This is a genomic window from Haloarcula amylolytica JCM 13557 (assembly GCF_000336615.1).
GTDB lineage: Archaea > Halobacteriota > Halobacteria > Halobacteriales > Haloarculaceae > Haloarcula > Haloarcula amylolytica.
In genome coordinates, this window is the sequence record NZ_AOLW01000006.1 from 1 (window position 1) to 17251 (window position 17251).

Annotated in this window: 20 protein-coding genes and 1 pseudogene; 11 read left to right on the top strand and 10 right to left on the bottom strand. The window is 65.5% G+C overall.

Going from position 1 to position 17251, the window contains the following annotated elements:
- The 3 genes and pseudogenes from C442_RS21780 to htpX all read right to left on the bottom strand — a co-directional run.
- Positions 1-195: pseudogene (locus C442_RS21780) on the bottom strand (hypothetical protein); the annotation flags it as partial.
- A 1-nt stretch (position 196) separates the two neighbouring features.
- Positions 197-814: a PspA-associated protein PspAB gene (gene pspAB, locus C442_RS00300; protein WP_008306933.1), complete on the bottom strand. Its 618-nt coding sequence runs from the start codon at positions 812-814 to the stop codon at positions 197-199.
- Positions 815-1349: 535 nt separating this feature from the next.
- On the bottom strand, positions 1350-2228 hold the full coding sequence (htpX, locus tag C442_RS00305; protein WP_008306935.1) for a zinc metalloprotease HtpX: 879 nt from the start codon (positions 2226-2228) through the stop codon (positions 1350-1352).
- A gap of 120 nt (positions 2229-2348) precedes the next feature.
- Between htpX and C442_RS00310 the strand changes: the two genes are divergently transcribed.
- A complete protein-coding gene (locus tag C442_RS00310; RefSeq protein ID WP_008306937.1) occupies positions 2349-3494 on the top strand; it encodes a 60S ribosomal export protein NMD3 in 1146 nt (381 codons plus the stop codon).
- A complete protein-coding gene (locus C442_RS00315; RefSeq protein WP_008306939.1) occupies positions 3487-4587 on the top strand; it encodes a class I SAM-dependent methyltransferase in 1101 nt (366 codons plus the stop codon). Before C442_RS00310 ends, C442_RS00315 begins: the two co-directional genes overlap by 8 nt.
- Before the next feature lie 178 nt (positions 4588-4765).
- On the opposite strand, the gene C442_RS00320 is transcribed toward C442_RS00315, so the two are convergent.
- A complete protein-coding gene (locus C442_RS00320) occupies positions 4766-6493 on the bottom strand; it encodes an ATP-dependent DNA helicase (protein ID WP_008306941.1) in 1728 nt (575 codons plus the stop codon).
- 161 nt (positions 6494-6654) lie between these two features.
- Between C442_RS00320 and C442_RS00325 the strand changes: the two genes are divergently transcribed.
- Positions 6655-6849: a cold-shock protein gene (locus C442_RS00325; protein WP_004516469.1), complete on the top strand. Its 195-nt coding sequence runs from the start codon at positions 6655-6657 to the stop codon at positions 6847-6849.
- Positions 6850-6905: 56 nt separating this feature from the next.
- Here the strand turns inward: C442_RS00325 and C442_RS00330 are convergent, their stop codons facing one another.
- The 3 genes from C442_RS00330 to C442_RS00340 are packed head-to-tail and all read right to left on the bottom strand — an operon-like array spanning position 6906 to position 7871.
- Positions 6906-7199, bottom strand: coding sequence for a DUF7521 family protein (locus C442_RS00330; protein WP_008306945.1), 294 nt, complete (start codon positions 7197-7199; stop codon positions 6906-6908).
- A complete protein-coding gene (locus C442_RS00335) occupies positions 7196-7525 on the bottom strand; it encodes a hypothetical protein (protein ID WP_008306946.1) in 330 nt (109 codons plus the stop codon). The genes C442_RS00330 and C442_RS00335 overlap by 4 nt, the downstream gene beginning before the upstream one ends.
- A 1-nt stretch (position 7526) precedes the next feature.
- On the bottom strand, positions 7527-7871 hold the full coding sequence (locus C442_RS00340; protein WP_008306947.1) for an ArsR/SmtB family transcription factor: 345 nt from the start codon (positions 7869-7871) through the stop codon (positions 7527-7529).
- Positions 7872-7972: 101 nt separating this feature from the next.
- On the opposite strand from C442_RS00340, the gene C442_RS00345 reads away from it, so the two are divergent.
- Positions 7973-8956 (top strand): CPBP family intramembrane glutamic endopeptidase, encoded by a 984-nt coding sequence (locus C442_RS00345; RefSeq protein WP_008306948.1) that lies wholly within the window; start codon positions 7973-7975, stop codon positions 8954-8956.
- A 4-nt stretch (positions 8957-8960) separates the two neighbouring features.
- Here the strand turns inward: C442_RS00345 and C442_RS00350 are convergent, their stop codons facing one another.
- A complete protein-coding gene (locus C442_RS00350; protein WP_008306949.1) occupies positions 8961-9164 on the bottom strand; it encodes a DUF7561 family protein in 204 nt (67 codons plus the stop codon).
- Positions 9165-9274: 110 nt separating this feature from the next.
- On the opposite strand from C442_RS00350, the gene C442_RS00355 reads away from it, so the two are divergent.
- From C442_RS00355 to C442_RS00365, 3 genes are read left to right on the top strand one after another with little or no spacing between them, the layout of a single operon-like run.
- On the top strand, positions 9275-10261 hold the full coding sequence (locus tag C442_RS00355; protein ID WP_008306950.1) for an SDR family oxidoreductase: 987 nt from the start codon (positions 9275-9277) through the stop codon (positions 10259-10261).
- 54 nt (positions 10262-10315) lie between these two features.
- Positions 10316-11254 carry an NAD(P)H-binding protein gene (locus C442_RS00360; RefSeq protein WP_008306951.1) on the top strand — a complete coding sequence of 313 codons (939 nt, stop codon included), beginning with the start codon at positions 10316-10318 and terminating at the stop codon, positions 11252-11254.
- Positions 11251-11985 carry a DUF7530 family protein gene (locus tag C442_RS00365; RefSeq protein ID WP_008306953.1) on the top strand — a complete coding sequence of 245 codons (735 nt, stop codon included), beginning with the start codon at positions 11251-11253 and terminating at the stop codon, positions 11983-11985. Before C442_RS00360 ends, C442_RS00365 begins: the two co-directional genes overlap by 4 nt.
- Here the strand turns inward: C442_RS00365 and C442_RS21965 are convergent.
- Entirely contained in the window at positions 11972-12145 is a 174-nt protein-coding gene (locus C442_RS21965; protein WP_004516474.1) for a DUF5786 family protein, read from the bottom strand. The two genes, C442_RS00365 and C442_RS21965, sit on opposite strands and share 14 nt — an antisense overlap.
- 154 nt (positions 12146-12299) lie before the next feature.
- Here C442_RS21965 and C442_RS00370 point away from each other — a divergent pair, with 154 nt between their 5' ends.
- The 4 genes from C442_RS00370 (at position 12300) to C442_RS00385 (ending at position 16752) form a co-directional block, all read left to right on the top strand.
- A complete protein-coding gene (locus C442_RS00370; RefSeq protein ID WP_008306967.1) occupies positions 12300-13274 on the top strand; it encodes a DUF5784 family protein in 975 nt (324 codons plus the stop codon).
- A gap of 142 nt (positions 13275-13416) precedes the next feature.
- Positions 13417-14412 (top strand): ATP-binding protein, encoded by a 996-nt coding sequence (locus C442_RS00375; protein ID WP_008306968.1) that lies wholly within the window; start codon positions 13417-13419, stop codon positions 14410-14412.
- Positions 14413-14558: 146 nt separating this feature from the next.
- A complete protein-coding gene (gene thsA / locus C442_RS00380; RefSeq protein ID WP_008306969.1) occupies positions 14559-16241 on the top strand; it encodes a thermosome subunit alpha in 1683 nt (560 codons plus the stop codon).
- Between the two features lie 286 nt (positions 16242-16527).
- Positions 16528-16752: a hypothetical protein gene (locus tag C442_RS00385; protein WP_008306970.1), complete on the top strand. Its 225-nt coding sequence runs from the start codon at positions 16528-16530 to the stop codon at positions 16750-16752.
- Positions 16753-16761: 9 nt separating this feature from the next.
- On the opposite strand, the gene C442_RS00390 is transcribed toward C442_RS00385, so the two are convergent.
- Entirely contained in the window at positions 16762-17223 is a 462-nt protein-coding gene (locus C442_RS00390) for a TIGR00725 family protein (protein ID WP_008306971.1), read from the bottom strand.
- Between the last annotated feature and the right edge of the window lie 28 nt (positions 17224-17251).

Here is a 17251-nt window from a genome sequence, read left to right on the forward strand (position 1 = left end):
AGAGATGTGTATAAGAGACAGGGTGAGCCGTGTGATAGATAGTGTGGCCAGCGAGCTGTTCGTTTCCGGTTTCTCGGCGGACTCGAACGCGTCGAGATCGGCGCGAGCGCCCGTCGCGATTTCGCCAGTGTGGCCGTCGCGGCTGGGCTTGACCGGCCGGACATGGTCACCGATAGCGACGCCGCCGTCGATCATTTCACTCCCAGGGATGGTAGCCGGGGCGGTCCGGCCACAGCGGGTACCAGTACTCCTTGTCGTCCTCGACGGTGATTTCGTCGCTGAGGTTACTGTCCAGTTTGAACTCCGCGGAGGTGTTGCGCTCGTGGCTGTCGTGGGGGTCCGGCGCGAACGGGTAGTATGCGCCCCGACGGAACGAGTACACCCAGTAGACAGTCTGGTTCTCCCGCGCGTCCTCGAACGAGAACAGCGCCGCGAGCAGGCGCGACCCGTAGCGGCGCTCGACGAGCGTGTCCGCGGCGAAGTGGATCGACGTGAGCAGGTCCTCGAAGTCGTCATCGTGCAGGACGACCCACTGGTAGCCATGGTCGTCGGTCTCGAAAGTCGCGCGCGTTCCCGTCTCGACCATCCCAGCGTCGAGGATGGATTCGACCTCGTCGACGGCGTCCTGGAAGTCCGTGCTGTCGACGTCGGCGAAACACAGTGCCGCCTCGCCGGTCGGCTCGTACCCCAGGTCGGCCTCCATCGTGACGTAGGCGGTGCTCATCCCGAACAGGTCGTCGGGGTCGGCGTCGCGTGTCGCGTCTGCCTCGGCTTTCACCCCGAGGACGCTCTTGAGTCCGTCGAGCAATCCCATATGTGTGCCTCTATGGGCCGGAGCCCAAGGTGGTTTGCGTCTCGACTAGTTGCTGTGGTTGCGTACGAAGACAGGGACAACTGTTCTAACAGCCAGAAAGCCCCGAGTCGCTGGGCTACTGCGACTCGCTGCGCTCTCTGCTCACGGCGCTCTGCGCCGTTCGCATGGTCCGAGGGACCTGTGGTCCCTCGCTACTCACTACGTTGCGGTGCTTACGTCGCCTCGTACGCCCAGCGACTCGCCCCTTTCAGTCCCACCCGTTTCGGCTGCTCAATCAGCCACAGGAGGGACTGAAAGGGGCGGCTGGCTGAACGACGGCGGACGACGTAAGCACTGGAACGAACGGAGTGAGTGAAGCGCGCAGCGAGTTCGTCCGAGAGAGCGAAGCTCTCTCGTGATGACGAAAGACGCGTAGCGTCTTTCGAACCACCCCCGAGTTCAGACAGCCGGGGCTTTCTGGCTCTGTATAGCTGTCACGGTGAGAATCCACACTATCGCGTAGACGACTGACGGCAAATCAGATAATAAACAGACGTTACCGACTTTCGAGTTCGCGTTCGAGGTCTTGCAGGCGGTCGATACGTTTCTCCGTCGACGGGTGGGTACTGGCCAGGCGGCCGATCCAGCCGACGTCGATGGGGATGATGAAGAAGGCGTTCATCTCCGCCTGGTCGCGCATGTCCTCCTTCGGCACTTTGTCCATCTGGCCGTCGATTTTCATCAGCGCGTTCGCGAGGGCGGCGGGCTTGCCGGTAATCATCGCGCCGCCGCGGTCGGCGGCGTACTCGCGGTAGCGGCTGAGAGTCCGGATCAGGAGGAACGAGATGACCCAGACGACCAGCGAGATGAGGATGGCGACGATGACCGGTACCTGCTGGCCGCCGCGCTCTCGACCGCCGCTGAACAGCCAGCCCCAGCGGACGATGAGGAAGGCAATCGTCGAGAGGAACGACGCGATGGTCATCACCATCACGTCGCGGTTCTTGATGTGGGCCAGCTCGTGGGCCAGTACGCCCTCCAGTTCGTCCTGATCGAGCGTGTCCATGATGCCCGTCGTCACGCAGACGGCCGAACTGTCTTTCGACCGGCCGGTGGCGAAGGCGTTGGGCACCCGAGAATCGGCGACGGCGACCTTCGGCTTCGGGAGGTCGGCCTGCTGAGCCAGGCGGTCGACAGTCCGGTGGAGTTCGGGGTACTCTTCCGGTTCGACCGTCCGGGCTCCCATCGAGTACAGGGCGAGCTTGTCGCTGAAGAAGAACTGCGCACCGAGGAACAGTCCCATGACGACCACGATGAGCGCGAGGTTCTCGAAAGCCACAACGAGCACTCCGAGGAAGACGATGTACAGCGCGAACAGCAGGAACATCGTCAGGGCCATCCGGCCGCGGAGCCCCCAGTCTGTTTGCCACTCCATGCCCCCCGATAGACGGTCGACACTCTAAAACCTCGCTATCGTGGGAAAGCGCCACACGGCGGGTGGTGCCTCGACAGGCGGAACACACGGCTTAAACGGTTCAGTACAGTAGGACCGGTAATGAGCCGGTCGGGAGAGTTCTGTCCACGCTGCGGTGACGAGATACCGGAGGGCACCGACGAGCGCCCGGAGCTTTCGGGTGCTGGCGGCCAGCGCAACTCCGAGCACGTCCTCTGTGACGCCTGCTACTTCGAGGAGTTCGACCTGGTGGATGCCCCCGACACCATCCAAGTGCGGGTCTGTTCGCGATGTGGTGCGGTCCACAAGGGGAACCGCTGGGTCGACATCGGTGCGGAGGACTACACCGACATCGCCGTCGAGCAGGTCAGCGAGGCGCTCGGCATCCACGTCGACGCCCAGTCGGTCGCCTGGCAGGTCGCCCCCGAGCAACTCGACAAGAACAACATCCGGATGCACGCGGAGTTCTCCGGCGTCATCCGCGGGACGCCAGTCACCGAGGAAGTGACCGTCCCCGTCCGCATCTCCCGGCAGACGTGCAAGCGCTGCGGGAAAATCGCCGGCGGCTCCTTCGCCAGCATCGTTCAGGTACGGGCCGACGGGCGCGACCCGACCGACGACGAGCGCGAGCGGGCCGAAGAAATCGCAGAAGAGTACATCGCCGCCCGTGAAGCGACCGGCGACCGCAACGCCTTCATCACCGAGACGAAGTCCGTCGACGACGGGCTGGACATGAAAATCTCGACCAATCAGATGGGGCTGGGCATCGCCAAGCGCATCACCGCCCAGCTTGGGGGTTCGTACTCCGACTCGCGGCGTCTCATCTCCGAGGACGAGGACGGACAGGAACTGTACCGGATGACCTACGCCGTCCGGCTGCCCCGCTACCGACAGGGCGAGGTCATCGACCCGGAGGACGGCGACGGGCCGGTGCTGGTCCGCTCGGTCCAGGGGAACCTCAAAGGGGTTCGCCTGGCGACCGGCGAGGACTACGAGGCCAGTTTCGAGGCCGGCGAAGCACCCGACGCCCGCCGGCTGGGCTTCCGTGAAGACAGCCAGCAGACGACCTTGGTCGCTGTCGAGGACGACAACGCTGTTCAGGTGCTTGACCCCGAAACGTTCGAGAGCAAGACCGTCCCGCGGCCGGGCTACCTCGACACCGACACCGACGAAGTTCCGGTGCTGAAGAGCCACGCCGGGTTGCATATTCTCCCAGTCGAGGGAGACGAAACGGATACCGATGAGTGACGAGGGTGCCAGCCGCGAGCCGGGCGAGACGGACGGCCAGCGCCTTGCTGCCGTCGTCGCCAAACCTCGCTCGCAGGTCGCTATCGAGTCCCTGCGAGCCGAAGGCGTCTACGATGACACCAGAAGCGTTACCCAGTGGACCGCAGACAGCGTCGCGGTTCCGGTGACCGCCCCGCCACAGGAGACGCAGTTCCGGGAGGTCGTCCGGCAGGTCGGCGAGCGCCGGCTCAAGACCCTCGACGACCACCTCCGGGAGCGCGGCTGGACCGACGAGGAAATCGATGCCGCTCCGAGTTCTTGGGCCGTGCTGGGCTCCGTCGTGCTGGTCGACATCGGCAACAGCCCCAGACCGGCGGAGGTCGGCGAGGCGCTGCTGGCGCTCCACGGCGAGGCCGAGACGGTGCTGGCCCGCCACGGCATCTCCGGCGAGCACCGCGAACCCAGCGTCGAGGTCATCGCCGGCGCCGGCGACACCGAGACGGTCCACACCGAACACGGCACGCGCTACGCGATGGACCTTGCCGAGGTGATGTTCTCGCCCGGGAACAAAGCCGAGCGGGCGCGGATGGGCGATACCGTTTCCGCCGAGGAACGCGTCCTCGACATGTTCGCCGGCATCGGCTACTTTACCCTCCCGATGGCCCGTGCCGGTGCGCACGTCACCGCCATCGAACGCAACCCTACCGCGTTTCGCTTCCTCGTCGAGAACGTCATGCTCAACGACGTGGACGAGCGCGTTCACCCGTATCGGGCCGACTGTCGAGACGTTGTGCCGGGCTTCGCTGAGGAGGCGCGCGCCGACCGGGTAGTGATGGGATACTACGAGGCCTCCGCGCCGCGCGCGGAGGACAGTCGGGCTCCGCCCGGCGCTTCCCACGAGTATCTCGACAGCGCACTGGACGCCCTCGCGCCCGGCGGCGTCCTCCACATGCACGAGGCGACGCCGGACGCCCTCGTCTTCGACCGCCCCATCGAGCGCCTGGAGGCGGCCGTCGCCGAGGCCGACCGGGATGTCGAGATTCTGGACACTCGGCGAGTCAAGGAGTACAGCGAGGGCGTCGCCCACGTTGTCGTCGACGCCCGGATCCAGTAGGACGGGTTTACGCAAGCAACCAAGGTTAGAGAACGAATAACGCCCCAGAACAGACGGTCGTAACGCATAACTAGGCCAGTAATCAAGAACACGGCATGGACAGACAGCAGATACTCGCAATTATTCTGGTCATTCTGATGGTCGGTTCGTCGTTCGTCTACGGCGCGAGCTTCCTCTTTTAGTCCCACACGTCCGAAAGCGGGTGACTTCCGTTCCCGGACCGCGACCGAGAGCGGTCGTGCCGGCGTTTGGTCCCCGAACTGAGCGCCGAAAGCGCCTGGTCCGGCGCGAACCGCGGCAAATCGGGCTGTGAGAGGCGGTCGACCTGGGCGCGAAACCAGTCCGGCATATCGTGCTCGGCGCGCTCAAACAGGTCCAGCAGCGACGAGTCCGCGAGGTAGGTCGCCCCGTAGTCGTCGGGTGCACGAACGACGCGACCACAGGCCTGGATGACCGTCCGCAGTGCCGTCCGGTAGTACCAGCCCCACTGGTCGTCTTCGAGCCGCCGGGCGACGCGGGAGTCGCGGGTGTTTGGATAGGGAGCCTTGCACAGCACTTGCCAGCGACAGAGGTCGCCCTCAAGGTCCAGCGCCTCCTCCATCTTCACCGAGAGGAACACGTCGGGGTTGTCGCTGCGCTTCCAGGCGGACAGCGCCCCATCGCGTCCCTCTTTATCGTGAGTCCGGACGCGTGCGCCGACGCCGAAGTCGTCGAGGAGGTCCTTCAGTTGCTCCTGAATAGCGTAGGAATGGCAGTGAATGAGCCCCTTCTCGTCCGTGTGCTGTGCCATGATGCGAACGACGGTCCGGGCGATGTCGGGCAGCGTGTCGTCGCGGTGCTCGTAGGTCATCTTCCCCTGGGCCACGTCGTACAGCGGCCGGTTCTCGACGGGGAAGGTGTGGCCGACCTCCACGAGCGCGACGTTGTTGGGGTCGAGGCCGACGTTGGCACAGAACGCCTCCTTGTTGAGGATGGTCGCCGACAGCAGAGCGAAGCGGTTGCCGCGGTCCCAGACGGTGTGTTTGAGGTACCGCTCGGGGTTCATCGGCTTGATTGTCACCGGGGCGTTCTCGCCGTCGGCCTGGTCGACGACCCAGGTGGTCGCGCTCTCGGTGTCGGTGTAGTCCTCGCGGAACCACCCCAGGTCCTGACGGAGCGTGTTCAACGAGTCCCGCTCAGCGACTTCCTCACCGGTCAGTTCCGTCTTGTTCCGCAGTTCCTTGACGCGGCGCTCGGCGAGGTGCTCGACGCGTTCGGTGAAGGCGACGGCCTCGTCCAGCCCGTCGATGTCCGGCACGTCGATGTCGTTCCACATCGGGATGGACTGCGGCGAGAGGTCGATGGTGGCGTACATCTCAGCCCACTCGCCCAAACCGTGGGCCTCGTCGATGACGACCACGTCGCGCTTGCCGAACACGTCGCTGCCGGCGGTCTGCATGAAGTACGCGAGTGTCATCGCGGCGATGCGCCGGTTCGAGGCGATGGCGCGGTCGGAGAAGTACGGACAGCGGTGCTTGACCTGGCAATCGAACTTCCGTTCGCGCACGCACGGGGCCTGGTTCACCGGTGTGTCCGTCTCGCCGGGGAGGATGCAGTCGTAGTTGTTCTTCCCGCGGATGACACAGAGGTCCTCGAGCAGGGCGTCTTCGGCCACGTCGTCTAGCTGGGAGACCTGCGGCGTGGTGTAGTAGGCGTCGATGACCTGCTCGGCGGCGGCCTCGCCGGCGGTCCGGGCACACCCGGCGATAGCCCGAGCGAGCAGCGATTTGCCGCTACCGGTCGGGGCGCGAACGAGGACCACGTCCTTGCCGCGCTCGAAGGCCGCACGGATGTCAGCCAGGGCCTGCTTCTGGTTGCCCCGGTAGGACGGGGCCGGGAACTCGTCGGTAATCCGCGCGGGGTACACGCGAGAAAGCAACGGACGAGGCGGCCTAAACCTTTCCTGTCGTCGGATGAGCGTCGGCGGCTAGCCGAGATGACGGGTGTGAGTCGTGTTCACAGACACACGGTCGTGGCACTGGTACTCTCGGAAGTCTTATACATATACCCCCTGTACGTATATTTGCAATGGCAAACGGTAAGGTTGATTTCTTCAACGACACAGGCGGTTACGGTTTCATCTCGACTGAGGACGCGGACGATGACGTTTTCTTCCACATGGAAGACGTTGGCGGCCCTGACCTCGAAGAAGGCGAGGAGATCGAATTCGACATCGAACAGGCCGACAAGGGCCCCCGCGCGACGAACGTCGTCCGCAACTAAGGCAGATTTCCGGTCGCCTTCGGGCGACCACATCTGACACTTGTTCTTATCTGAAGTCACTCGACGAGCAGCGCGTACAGCACGGCACAGAGCCCTGCGACGGTCACGAGACCCCTGACGAGCAACACAATGCCAGCCCCAGCGCCCGCCCAGACAGCGACGGTGACGGCGGCGTAGACGCCGGCGGTCAGCGACCCGATTCCGACGGCGAGCCACCGCATCTTCGGCGCGTCGTTGCGCCGATAGCCCCGGTAGGCCAGCGACGCGACGAACAGTCCGACGACGGCCGTCAGGGCTCGCGAGAGTTCCGCGACGGCGTCCGGCGCGAGCAGGTCGAAGGGGACCGTCACGACGACTCACCCCCGTAGACGGTCCACAGGATCGTTCCGAGCCCGAGCAGTTCGCAGGCACTCACGAGGAGCGAGCGCCGGACGACGCCGACGCCGGTGGCCGTGGGGAGCGCGATGCGGAGGATCTCCGGTACAGTCGTGAGCAGGAGAAGCCCGACGGCGAGCGTCAGCATGCCCGTCCGGCCCGGCCCGCGACGATAGCCGCGGACGAGGACGACGGCGATGGCGGCCGAGAGCAAGACGGAGAGTATCGACAGCGCGACGACGGCCAGCGCAGTTTCCGGATCGGTTCCACCCGTGCGTATCTGCAGTAGCGTCGCGAACATCTCAGGACAGCCCCTCGAACAGGTCGGTGAATCGATCCGCCGGGTCCGACGAGGACCGCGTGACAGCCACGTCGTACGACCCGTCGGCGAACGTGACGGTCACTTCGTCGACGGTCGCGACGTAGCGCTTGTAGTGGTGTCCGTCGGGGTCGACGGCCTGCCGTTCGGCGACGAGGTCGGCGGCTTCCAGTCGGTCGAGGCGGCGGTACGCCGTCGGGTCGGACATCTCGCAGGCCGTACAGAGTTCGGAGACGGACATCGGTCCGGTGGTGAGTTCGGCGATGATGGCCCGCGCGTACTCGTCTTCGAGCAGCGCGAGCAGTTCGTCGTCGCCGACCGCGTCCATGTTCGCTTCCAGCGAGCGAGACGCAATAAAAACGGTCCACTGGCTTCCGAATCAGAAGCAGTGCCCGCGGTGATACGTCGGTCCCGGCCGGTCGTCCGGACATGCCACCCAAGTCACCGGAGCAAAGAGACAGCCGGACGACCCCGAGCGTCGTCGAGCGGACTGTCTCTCGCCTCGCCTGGCCGATCTGGAACAGCATGGACGACAGGCTCAGAGCGCCGCTTCGGGCGGTTCTCCCGGCGGTGCTGTCGTTTCTCGCCCTCGCGGCGCTACAGAGCGTCGTTCGGGCCCGATTCACGCACCCCATCCGAGAACCGCTCGAAGCGGCCGGGATCGGGGTGGTCCTCGTCGCCACGGTGTTCGTCAGCGCGCGGGTCCTCGACCGCCGACCCGTCGGCGAGTACGGCCTGTCGCTCGACCGTCACTGGTGGCGGTCGTTCGCCGTCGGCGGCGCGATAGCGACCGTCATCAATGCCGGCGCGCTCGCCGTCGCAGTCGGCGCGGGCTGGGCCACTGTCGTCGGCGTCGCGGAGGGAGCCGGCGATCTCCCGTTTCTGCCGGCGATGGCCGTCGTCTTCAGCTACGTCGCCCTCGCGTCGGCGTGGGAGGAGATCGTCTTCCGTGGGGCGATGCTGAAGAACCTCGCCGAAGGGGCCGACGGGCCCGTCCCGCGGTGGGCCGCGGTCGGCGTGGCGGTGCTCGCGAGTTCGCTCGTCTTCGCCTTCCTGCACGGCGGGAAGGTCGACCACCCGAGCCAGTACGGCTATTACCTGCTCGCCGGACTGGTCCTGAGCGGCGCGTACGTCCTCACCGGCGACCTCGCCCTCCCGATCGGCTTTCACGCCTGGTACAACTTCACCCAGAGCGCGGTGTTCGGTCTCGGCCACTCACAACGGACGCCCGAACTGATCGCAGTCGATATCGTCGGCCCCGCGCGCTGGATGGGCGAAGAAGGGATCGTCTACTCGCTCTTCGTGGTCGTCGGCGGCCTCCTGCTACTGGCGTTTCTCCGCTGGCGCGACGGCCGTCTTGGAATCGACGAGCGCGTGACGCGGTGGACGCCCGGATTCGAACGGGAGACGTGACGACTTAAAGGGCGGCCACGTCCGCCGCCGTCACCTCGCGGTCGTCGGGAAGCTGGTCGATGCAGTCGTAACAGAGGAAGTGTTCGGTGTCGTCGCCGAGTTCGAGGACGATTCCCTCGGTCGGCCTGGACTCCTGCGACCAGATGTTGGCGATGCCGCCGGCTATCGAAACGTTCGTATCGCACCCGTCGCAGGCTCTAGAGGCCATTAGCGAGTTTTTATGCGCTGTATACACTTCAAGGTAGCTGGCCCCTTCGCACAGTTCAGTGCAGTTAACTCTCGACATACTTTTGTCGTCCGATGGGCACCGTCCAGATAATGCAAATACTGGTCACAGGGGGTGCCGGGTTCATCGGCGGCCACCTGGCACAGCGGTTCGCCGCCGACAGCCACGACGTGGTCGTATTGGACAACCGCGACCCGTTCTACGATCTGGATATCAAGCAACACAACATCGAAGCTGGACAGGCGGCCGCCCGGAACAGCGACGGCAGCTACGAGTTCATCGAGGGCGACGTGCGTGACGCGGAGCTAGTGACGGACCTCGTCGCCGACGCCGACTACGTCTACCACCAGGCCGCCCAGGCCGGCGTCCGCCCGAGCGTCAAGAACCCCCGAAAATACGACGAGGTCAACGTCGACGGCACGCTGAACCTCCTCGACGCCTGCCGCGACGAGGGCATCGAGCGGTTCGTGATGGCCTCCTCCTCCTCCGTTTATGGCAAGCCAGAGTACCTGCCCTACGACGAGCAACATCCCACGACCCCCGTCTCGCCCTACGGCGCGTCGAAGCTCGCCGCCGAGCGCTACGCCTGCGCCTACAGCGAGGTGTACGACCTGCCCGCCGTCGCGTTGCGATATTTCACCGTCTACGGCCCGCGGATGCGCCCGAACATGGCCATCTCGAATTTCGTCTCCCGGTGTCACAACGGCGAGCCGCCGGTCATCTACGGCGACGGCACGCAGACGCGCGATTTCACCTACATCGAGGACGTCATCGACGCGAACATGACGCTGTTGCACGAGGACGCCGCCGACGGCCAGGCAATCAACATTGGGTCGACGGACAACATCGAAATCAAGACGCTCGCGACGGAGATCCGCGACCAGATCGACCCGGACCTCGATTTGGTCTACGAGGAACGCCACGACGCCGACGCCGAGCACACCCACGCCGCGACCGACCGCGCCGAGGAACTGCTCGGCTACGACCCGGACCACACCATCCGGGAGGGCGTCGCGAAGTTCATCGACTGGTACCGCGACAACCGCGACTGGTACGAGCCGCTCGTTCGACAGTCCTGACGGGCGACACGAACAGGCCACGGTTTTAACCGCGTCCCGTCCTGCAGGAAGGGTATGCACGTCCTCGTGACCGGTGCAACGGGGTTCGTCGGGGGCCACCTCGCCCCGGCGCTCCTCGCGGCCGGCCACAGCGTCCGCGCGCTCGTTCGCGACCCGAGCGAGTACGCCCCGCCCGACGGCGTCGACGTGGCGACAGGCGACCTGCTCGACGCGGGCAGTTTCGATGCCGCCCTCGCCGGAATCGACGTCGCGTACTACCTCGTCCATTCGATGCGTGCCGGGACCGACTACGCCGAGCGGGACCGGCGCGCGGCGCGGAACTTCCGTCGGGCGGCCGACGCGGCCGGCGTCGACCGAGTCGTCTACCTCGGCGGCCTCGGCGAGGACGACGAGACGCTGTCCGAGCACCTCCGGTCGCGCCGCGAAGTCGAGTTCCTCCTCAAGGAGGGCGAGTACGACCTGACGACGTTCCGGGCGGCCATCATCATCGGCGCGGGCTCAGCGAGCTTTCGGATGATACGCGAACTGACGACACGGCTACCAGTGCTGGTGACGCCGCGTTGGGTCCGGACCGACTGCCACCCAATCGCTATCGACGACGTCATCGCGTACCTGGTCGACGTGCTCGACACGCCGGAGACGGCCGGCGAGACCTACGAGATTGGCGGCCCGGAGGTGTTGACCTACGCGGAGATACTGCGGCGGACAGGGCGAATCATGGGCACGGGCGAGCCGAAAATCGTGCCGATACCGGTGCTGACGCCGAAGCTGTCTGCGTACTGGGTCGGTCTACTGACCGACGTGCCATCGAGCGTCGCCCGGCCGCTCATCCACGGGCTGAAGACGCCAGTGGTCGCGGACACCGAGGCCGCTCAGGCACAGTTCACGGTCGACCTGACGCCGTTCGCAGACGCGGTCTGGCTGGCCCTCAGCGAGCCGCGGAGTCGCGAAACGGCGCAGGCGGCCGCGGCCACGGGTGGTGCAGGCAGATGAGCGGCGACAGCGCCCGCCCGGAGTACGGCGAGACGTGGGTGTACGAGAGCATCATCGGCGCGCTGCCGGGGATTCGGCTACCGACGTGGGCAGCGATGGCGATACAGCTCCTCATCTTCGAGGTCGCCATCGTCGCTCTGTCGTGGTACTACGAGGTCTGGAGCGCCGCAATCGCCGGAACGGTCGTCGTGTTCGTCGCCACCATCGGGAGCGCCGAGATGCTCCGTATCAGCACGCTCATCCGCCGTATCGACGTGCCGCCGACCTACCGCGCGCTGCTGTTCGCCTCGAACGTCGAGGTCGTGTTGTCCGTCCTCGCGTACGTCGCCCTGCTCACCCACCTATTCGTCTTCGACCCGCAGGTCAGCTCGACGCCACTTCTGGGCCAGCTGTTCGGGTCGGAGCCGCCGGTACTGGTGGTGTATCTGACCCTACTCATCCTCTGGGACGTGAGCTACCGCATCGGCACGGGCTGGTGGGCCAGCGTCACCGGGCTCTGGCGGTCAGCACGCTACCGGTTCGACCCCGAGACGGCACGGGTGTTCATCCGTGCGGATCTGGAGATATGGGGCTTTGGGGTTCTCCAGCTCGTGCTCGTTCCGTTCGTGCTCGACCAGCCGGTACTGCTCGCGGCGCTGGTCGGCCATGTGATAGCCGTCACAGTCGTGACGGCCGCCTCTGTCGGGCTATTGCGCTACCGGTCGAGAACGGCCGCCGTCAGTCAGAGTTGATCTGCTTGAACTGGTCGAGCAGCTCTTCTGTCGACTCGTCACCGTCGTAGTCGACACTCCCGTGGTACGTGCTCCGGTCGTCGTCTTCCGACAGGTCGACCTCGCTGTTCTTGCGTTCACGGCGTTCGTGTTCGTCGTCGTCGTACGCTCCCATCGACATAGGTTACCACAGTGAAACTTGGCTGGTAGTGACTATCAATGTAACGGTGGTCCCAGAAACCGTACCACACGACCTACAGAGGGGTCGAACAGTCCGAATCGGGGTGTCTCGATAGGGCGGAACGCCCAAGACCACTGACCGTCTACACGCACCCGTGGCTGGTCCCTTACGTCTGCGACGGTCGAACGAGCGATGGAGCGAGAAGCGGGTCCGGACAGACCTGCTGACGCCGCTGCAGAACACCTTCGGTGCGACGATGAACGGTCCGTGGTTCGCCCCGCCGGAGGGGTGGGCCGCGCGCCGACTAGAGATGGACAACGGCGACCTCGCGCTGTTTTGCTGGAACGGCCAGCGCGCGTACTGGGTCGGGAACACCGAGACCCCGGAGACGCTGTGGCGAACGGAGAAGTACACGTTCGACGAGGTGCCCGACGAGATTAGCGAGTGGGTCCAGCGGGAGCTGTTCGCCCAGTTAGAGGTGGAGGACCCGTGGCTCACCGAGTACGAGACGCTGGCGCACTTCTTCCTGCCCGTGTTTCTCTCGAAGGACGGCCGGGTGTCGACACGGACGTTCTTCCGGGACCACGCCGGCGGCTTCCCGGACGCCGACCGGGCGGACGGGCTGGCGTTTTACGACGACTTCCTCGCGACCGGCGAACTCGACGACTACCGCTACACGATGGCGAGCAAACTCGGGACCAGCGAGGGTTTTGACCTCTCGCGGATGCGAGCGACGATGGGCGAGTTCAACGTCGCCAAACTGCTCGTCGACGCGGGCAACGACATCAGACCCGAGGTCGAACTGAACTCGGGCCACTCCGTCGATTTCCGGGTCGAGGACACGCTCGTGGAGGTCACCCGCCCACGGCCGCCGTCCCGACGACAGGTCAACACCGGTATCGCCGCGGTCAAAGCGTCCGGTGACGCCAAGACCCGCGACCAGCTAGCGGCCCACCCCGGAGCCGTCCTCGTCGTCGACTGCAGTTCCTTCCCGGACGACGACTGGCGGCGGGTCTACGGCGAACAGCCCGATGTCGGCTACTCGCCGACCATCGTCTTCCGCGCCCGACCGGACGGCAGCATGGAAGGGTACGCCTACGGCTCGGTTCCGTTCCCGCTCCCGTTTTAATGCAGGTACGCCGCGTTATCTTCCCCGAAATTCGGGGCGTAACATATAACGCGCCGGACGGGCAACACTGAGAGAGATAGCCGTGGTGGACGACACAGAGCAACCGGGGACCAGCGGCGCGGGACAGTCGGTTTCCGAGGTAATGGACCGGCTCGAATCGCTCCGGTCCGAGGAAGAAGAACGTTCCGAGAGCGCTACCGCCGGCGTGCTACTGGACCAGTTGCAGGAGGTCGAACAGCGGCTACTTGCCTTCGGCGAGGCGCTGGGCGACACCGCCGACACCGTGACGGACCTCCCGTTTACCGAGGAAGCCGGGCTGGACCACATGCCCGAGCCGCTGTACGTCCGCCACGACACCGAGATGCTGAACCAGGTCACGTCCTGGCTGCTTCAGGACCAGCACATCGGGTTAGTGAGTCCCTACGGCACCGGAAAGACGGCCTTCCGGGAAATCGTCCTCCGTGACCTCTCGAAACACGAGGGTTTTGTCATCACGCATCTGGACAACCCACGCGAGACGACGCCGCGAAAACTGTACCAGACGGTTCTGACGGCCGCCTACGCCGCGGGCTACTCCATCGACCAGCGAAACTACTCGCAGGTCCGCGACGGGATTCCGTGGGCGACCGCCGAAGCGAAAGACGCTGTCCACGAAATCGTCCGTCGCGTGCGCGAGGACGACAAGACGCTACTGCTGGTCGTCGACGAGATCGAGGTGCTGGAGGCGGACCTGCTGTCGCCGCTGCAGGTGGCCGGCGACGCCGGCGTCCGCCTGTTCCTCACCGGGACGCCGGAGGGGAAGCGCCGCGTCGCGGAGATCCGGGGAACGCTCGACTCACGGCTTCGCTACTACGAGGGCATCGACCCGTTCTCGCCGGACGACGTGGCCGAGTACGCCGCCCGCTCGCTTTCGTACTTCCGGGGCGAACCCTACGAGGGGCAGGCCCCGGACCTGTTCACACGGGCCGCAATCGAGGACATCCACGAGCGGACCGAGGGCAACCCCCGTGAGGTCCGTATCGAGTGTCGCGAACTGTTCACCAGGGCGGCGTTCGTCTGGTACCGAACCGGGCAGGACATCTCCCGCATCCAGATCACCCCCGAGCTGCGCCACCGTCGGTTCGGAATGGGCCGCTGAGCGGCCCTGAATGGGTATATAAACCACCCACGTTATTCGGTATCACACCGTCGAGTGTGGCGTGTAATAGGGCGATACACCAACGCCCACCGTAGCATTTATATAGAATCACATTCAATCATCGTTTGACTATGGCTCAACAGCAGATGGGCAACCAGCCCATGATTGTACTTTCCGAGGAGTCCCAGCGGACATCCGGAAAGGACGCGCAGTCGATGAACATCACGGCCGGGACGGCCGTCGCCGAGGCCGTTCGGACGACACTGGGTCCGAAGGGCATGGACAAGATGCTCGTCGACAACTCGGGCTCGGTCGTCGTCACGAACGACGGCGTCACCATCCTCGACGAGATGGACATCGAGCACCCCGCCGCCAACATGATTGTCGAGGTCGCCCAGACCCAGGAAGACGAAGTGGGCGACGGCACGACCACGGCGGTCGTCATGGCCGGCGAACTCCTCTCGAAGGCCGAGGAACTCCTCGACCAGGACATCCACGCCAGCATCCTGGCTCAGGGGTACCGCCAGGCCGCAGAGAAGGCCAAGGAGATTCTCGAGGACAACGCCATCGACGTCGACGCCGACGACACGGAGACCCTCGAAAAGGTCGCCGCGACGGCGATGACCGGCAAGGGCGCGGAGTCCTCCAAGGACATCCTCGCCGAACTCGTCGTTCGCGCCGCACAGTCCGTCGTCGACGACGACGGCAGCGTCGACACCGACAACATCCAGATCGAAACCGTCGTCGGCGGCGCAACCGACGAGTCCGAACTCGTCGAAGGCGTCATCGTCGACAAGGAGCGCGTCCACGACAACATGCCGTTCGCCGTCGAGGACGCCGACGTTGCCCTGCTGGACACGGCCATCGAGGTTCCGGAAACGGAACTCGACACCGAAGTCAACGTCACCGACCCCGACCAGCTCCAGCAGTTCCTCGACCAGGAAGAGGAACAGCTCAAGGAGATGGTCGATCAGCTCAAAGAAGCCGGTGCTGACGTCGTCTTCTGCCAGAAGGGCATCGACGACATGGCCCAGCACTACCTCGCTCAGGAAGGTATCCTGGCCGTGCGCCGCGCCAAGAAGTCCGACATCGAGGCCCTCTCGCGCTCGACCGGCGCGCGCATCATCTCGAACATCGACGACATCGAAGCCGACGATCTCGGCTTCGCTGGCTCCGTCGCCCAGAAGGACATCGCTGGCGACGAGCGCATCTTCGTCGAGGACGTCGAGGACGCCCGCGCTGTCACGATGATCCTCCGCGGCGGCACCGAACACGTCGTCGACGAAGTCGAGCGCGCCATCGAGGACTCGCTCGGCGTCGTCGCCGCTACGCTGGAGGACGGCAAGGTCCTGCCCGGCGGCGGTGCCCCCGAGACCCAGCTCGCCCTCGGTCTCCGAGACCACGCCGACTCCGTCGGCGGCCGCGAGCAGCTCGCCGTTGAGGCCTTCGCCGACGCCATCGACGTCATCCCGCGCACTCTCGCGGAGAACGCCGGTCTCGACCCGATCGACTCGCTGGTCGACCTCCGCAGCAAGCACGACGGTGGCGCAGTCACCTCCGGGCTTGACGCGTACACCGGTGAGGTCGTCGACATGGAAGAGGACGGCGTCGTCGAGCCGCTCCGTGTCAAGACCCAGGCCGTCGAAAGCGCAACCGAAGCAGCCGTCATGATCCTCCGCATCGACGACGTCATCGCTGCTGGCGACCTCAAGGGTGGCCAGGGCGACGACGACGAGGACGAAGGCGGACCCGGCGGCCCAGGCGGCGCGCCCGGCGGAATGGGCGGCGGCATGGGCGGCATGGGCGGCGGTATGGGCGGCATGATGTAAGCCACCTTTTTGCGCAGGGGCCTCGGGCGCTTCGCGCCCTCAACCCCCGCGCAAAAACGTGGGCGAAAAAGGCGGAATCGCCGCGATGCGGCGATTCCGAGAACCGCGGCCTTCGGCCGCGGATGCCTGCCTCGCCCGTCGATCTCGCAAAGAATCGTTGCGGTTCTACATTTTCTGTCTTTAGTCTGAGTGAGTGACGACGCTGTTTCGATTATCGAAGATATCGGACAGTACACACTTCGCAAGCAGACGCCACGGTCAAACCAGCGCGCCCCCTTAACACGGTATGGACCTGACAGGGACCGAACGGCGGCTGCTGTGGACCGGAACGGCGCTAGCAGGTGTGCTCCATCTGCTCGTTCCCGGCACGTTGCTGTCGCTAGCGCGGCTGGGCTATCGCTGGGTGCTGGCAGTGGAGTTCAGACCACAGGAACGGTCCCGTCGCCGGGTCAGGCTGCTCGGCGTCGCATTTCTCGCAACGGCGGCGGTTCTCAAGCGGGTATTCGGCTAAAAAGTTCGGTTACTGCACGGTGGACTCGACGTAGTCGACGGCGTCGGCGGGCGTCTCGACGTGTTCGATGGCGTCGCAGCCAGCCGCGCTGTCGAGGCGGTGGGTTCCCAGGCCGGCGACGGGCCGCCCCATGTCGAGCGCGTGGCCGAGTTCCGAGAGCGTCCCGGTGCCGCCGTCGACGGCGATGACGGCCGCGCCGTTCAGCACGACGAGGACGTTCCGGGCGTTGCCCAGCCCCGTCGCAATGGCTGTCTGGACGTAGTCGTTCGCGGCGGCACGGCGCTCGCCCGGCAAAATACCGATAGTGTGGCCGCCGGCCTCGCTCGCACCGCGACAGACGGCTTCCATCACACCCGTGAGGCCGCCACAGACGACATCGTGGCCGTGCTCACCGAGCTGTTTCCCGACCTCGCGTGCCTGTTGGTACTGTTCGTCGGTAACTGTCGAGCCGCCGATGACCGAGACGCGCATGGCTGGTCGTTCAGCGGGAGACTAGAAA

What these genes read in the sequence shown, in the direction of transcription:
- pspAB (WP_008306933.1), bottom strand. Translation starts at nt 814, where the DNA reads ATGGGATTGCTCGACGGACTCAAGAGCGTCCTCGGGGTGAAAGCCGAG.
- htpX (WP_008306935.1), bottom strand. Translation starts at nt 2,228, where the DNA reads ATGGAGTGGCAAACAGACTGGGGGCTCCGCGGCCGGATGGCCCTGACG.
- C442_RS00310 (WP_008306937.1), top strand. Translation starts at nt 2,349, where the DNA reads ATGAGCCGGTCGGGAGAGTTCTGTCCACGCTGCGGTGACGAGATACCG.
- C442_RS00315 (WP_008306939.1), top strand. Translation starts at nt 3,487, where the DNA reads ATGAGTGACGAGGGTGCCAGCCGCGAGCCGGGCGAGACGGACGGCCAG.
- C442_RS00325 (WP_004516469.1), top strand. Translation starts at nt 6,655, where the DNA reads ATGGCAAACGGTAAGGTTGATTTCTTCAACGACACAGGCGGTTACGGT.
- C442_RS00335 (WP_008306946.1), bottom strand. Translation starts at nt 7,525, where the DNA reads ATGTTCGCGACGCTACTGCAGATACGCACGGGTGGAACCGATCCGGAA.
- C442_RS00340 (WP_008306947.1), bottom strand. Translation starts at nt 7,871, where the DNA reads ATGGACGCGGTCGGCGACGACGAACTGCTCGCGCTGCTCGAAGACGAG.
- C442_RS00345 (WP_008306948.1), top strand. Translation starts at nt 7,973, where the DNA reads ATGCCACCCAAGTCACCGGAGCAAAGAGACAGCCGGACGACCCCGAGC.
- C442_RS00350 (WP_008306949.1), bottom strand. Translation starts at nt 9,164, where the DNA reads ATGGCCTCTAGAGCCTGCGACGGGTGCGATACGAACGTTTCGATAGCC.
- C442_RS00355 (WP_008306950.1), top strand. Translation starts at nt 9,275, where the DNA reads ATGCAAATACTGGTCACAGGGGGTGCCGGGTTCATCGGCGGCCACCTG.
- C442_RS00360 (WP_008306951.1), top strand. Translation starts at nt 10,316, where the DNA reads ATGCACGTCCTCGTGACCGGTGCAACGGGGTTCGTCGGGGGCCACCTC.
- C442_RS00365 (WP_008306953.1), top strand. Translation starts at nt 11,251, where the DNA reads ATGAGCGGCGACAGCGCCCGCCCGGAGTACGGCGAGACGTGGGTGTAC.
- C442_RS21965 (WP_004516474.1), bottom strand. Translation starts at nt 12,145, where the DNA reads ATGTCGATGGGAGCGTACGACGACGACGAACACGAACGCCGTGAACGC.
- C442_RS00375 (WP_008306968.1), top strand. Translation starts at nt 13,417, where the DNA reads ATGGACCGGCTCGAATCGCTCCGGTCCGAGGAAGAAGAACGTTCCGAG.
- thsA (WP_008306969.1), top strand. Translation starts at nt 14,559, where the DNA reads ATGGGCAACCAGCCCATGATTGTACTTTCCGAGGAGTCCCAGCGGACA.
- C442_RS00385 (WP_008306970.1), top strand. Translation starts at nt 16,528, where the DNA reads ATGGACCTGACAGGGACCGAACGGCGGCTGCTGTGGACCGGAACGGCG.
- C442_RS00390 (WP_008306971.1), bottom strand. Translation starts at nt 17,223, where the DNA reads ATGCGCGTCTCGGTCATCGGCGGCTCGACAGTTACCGACGAACAGTAC.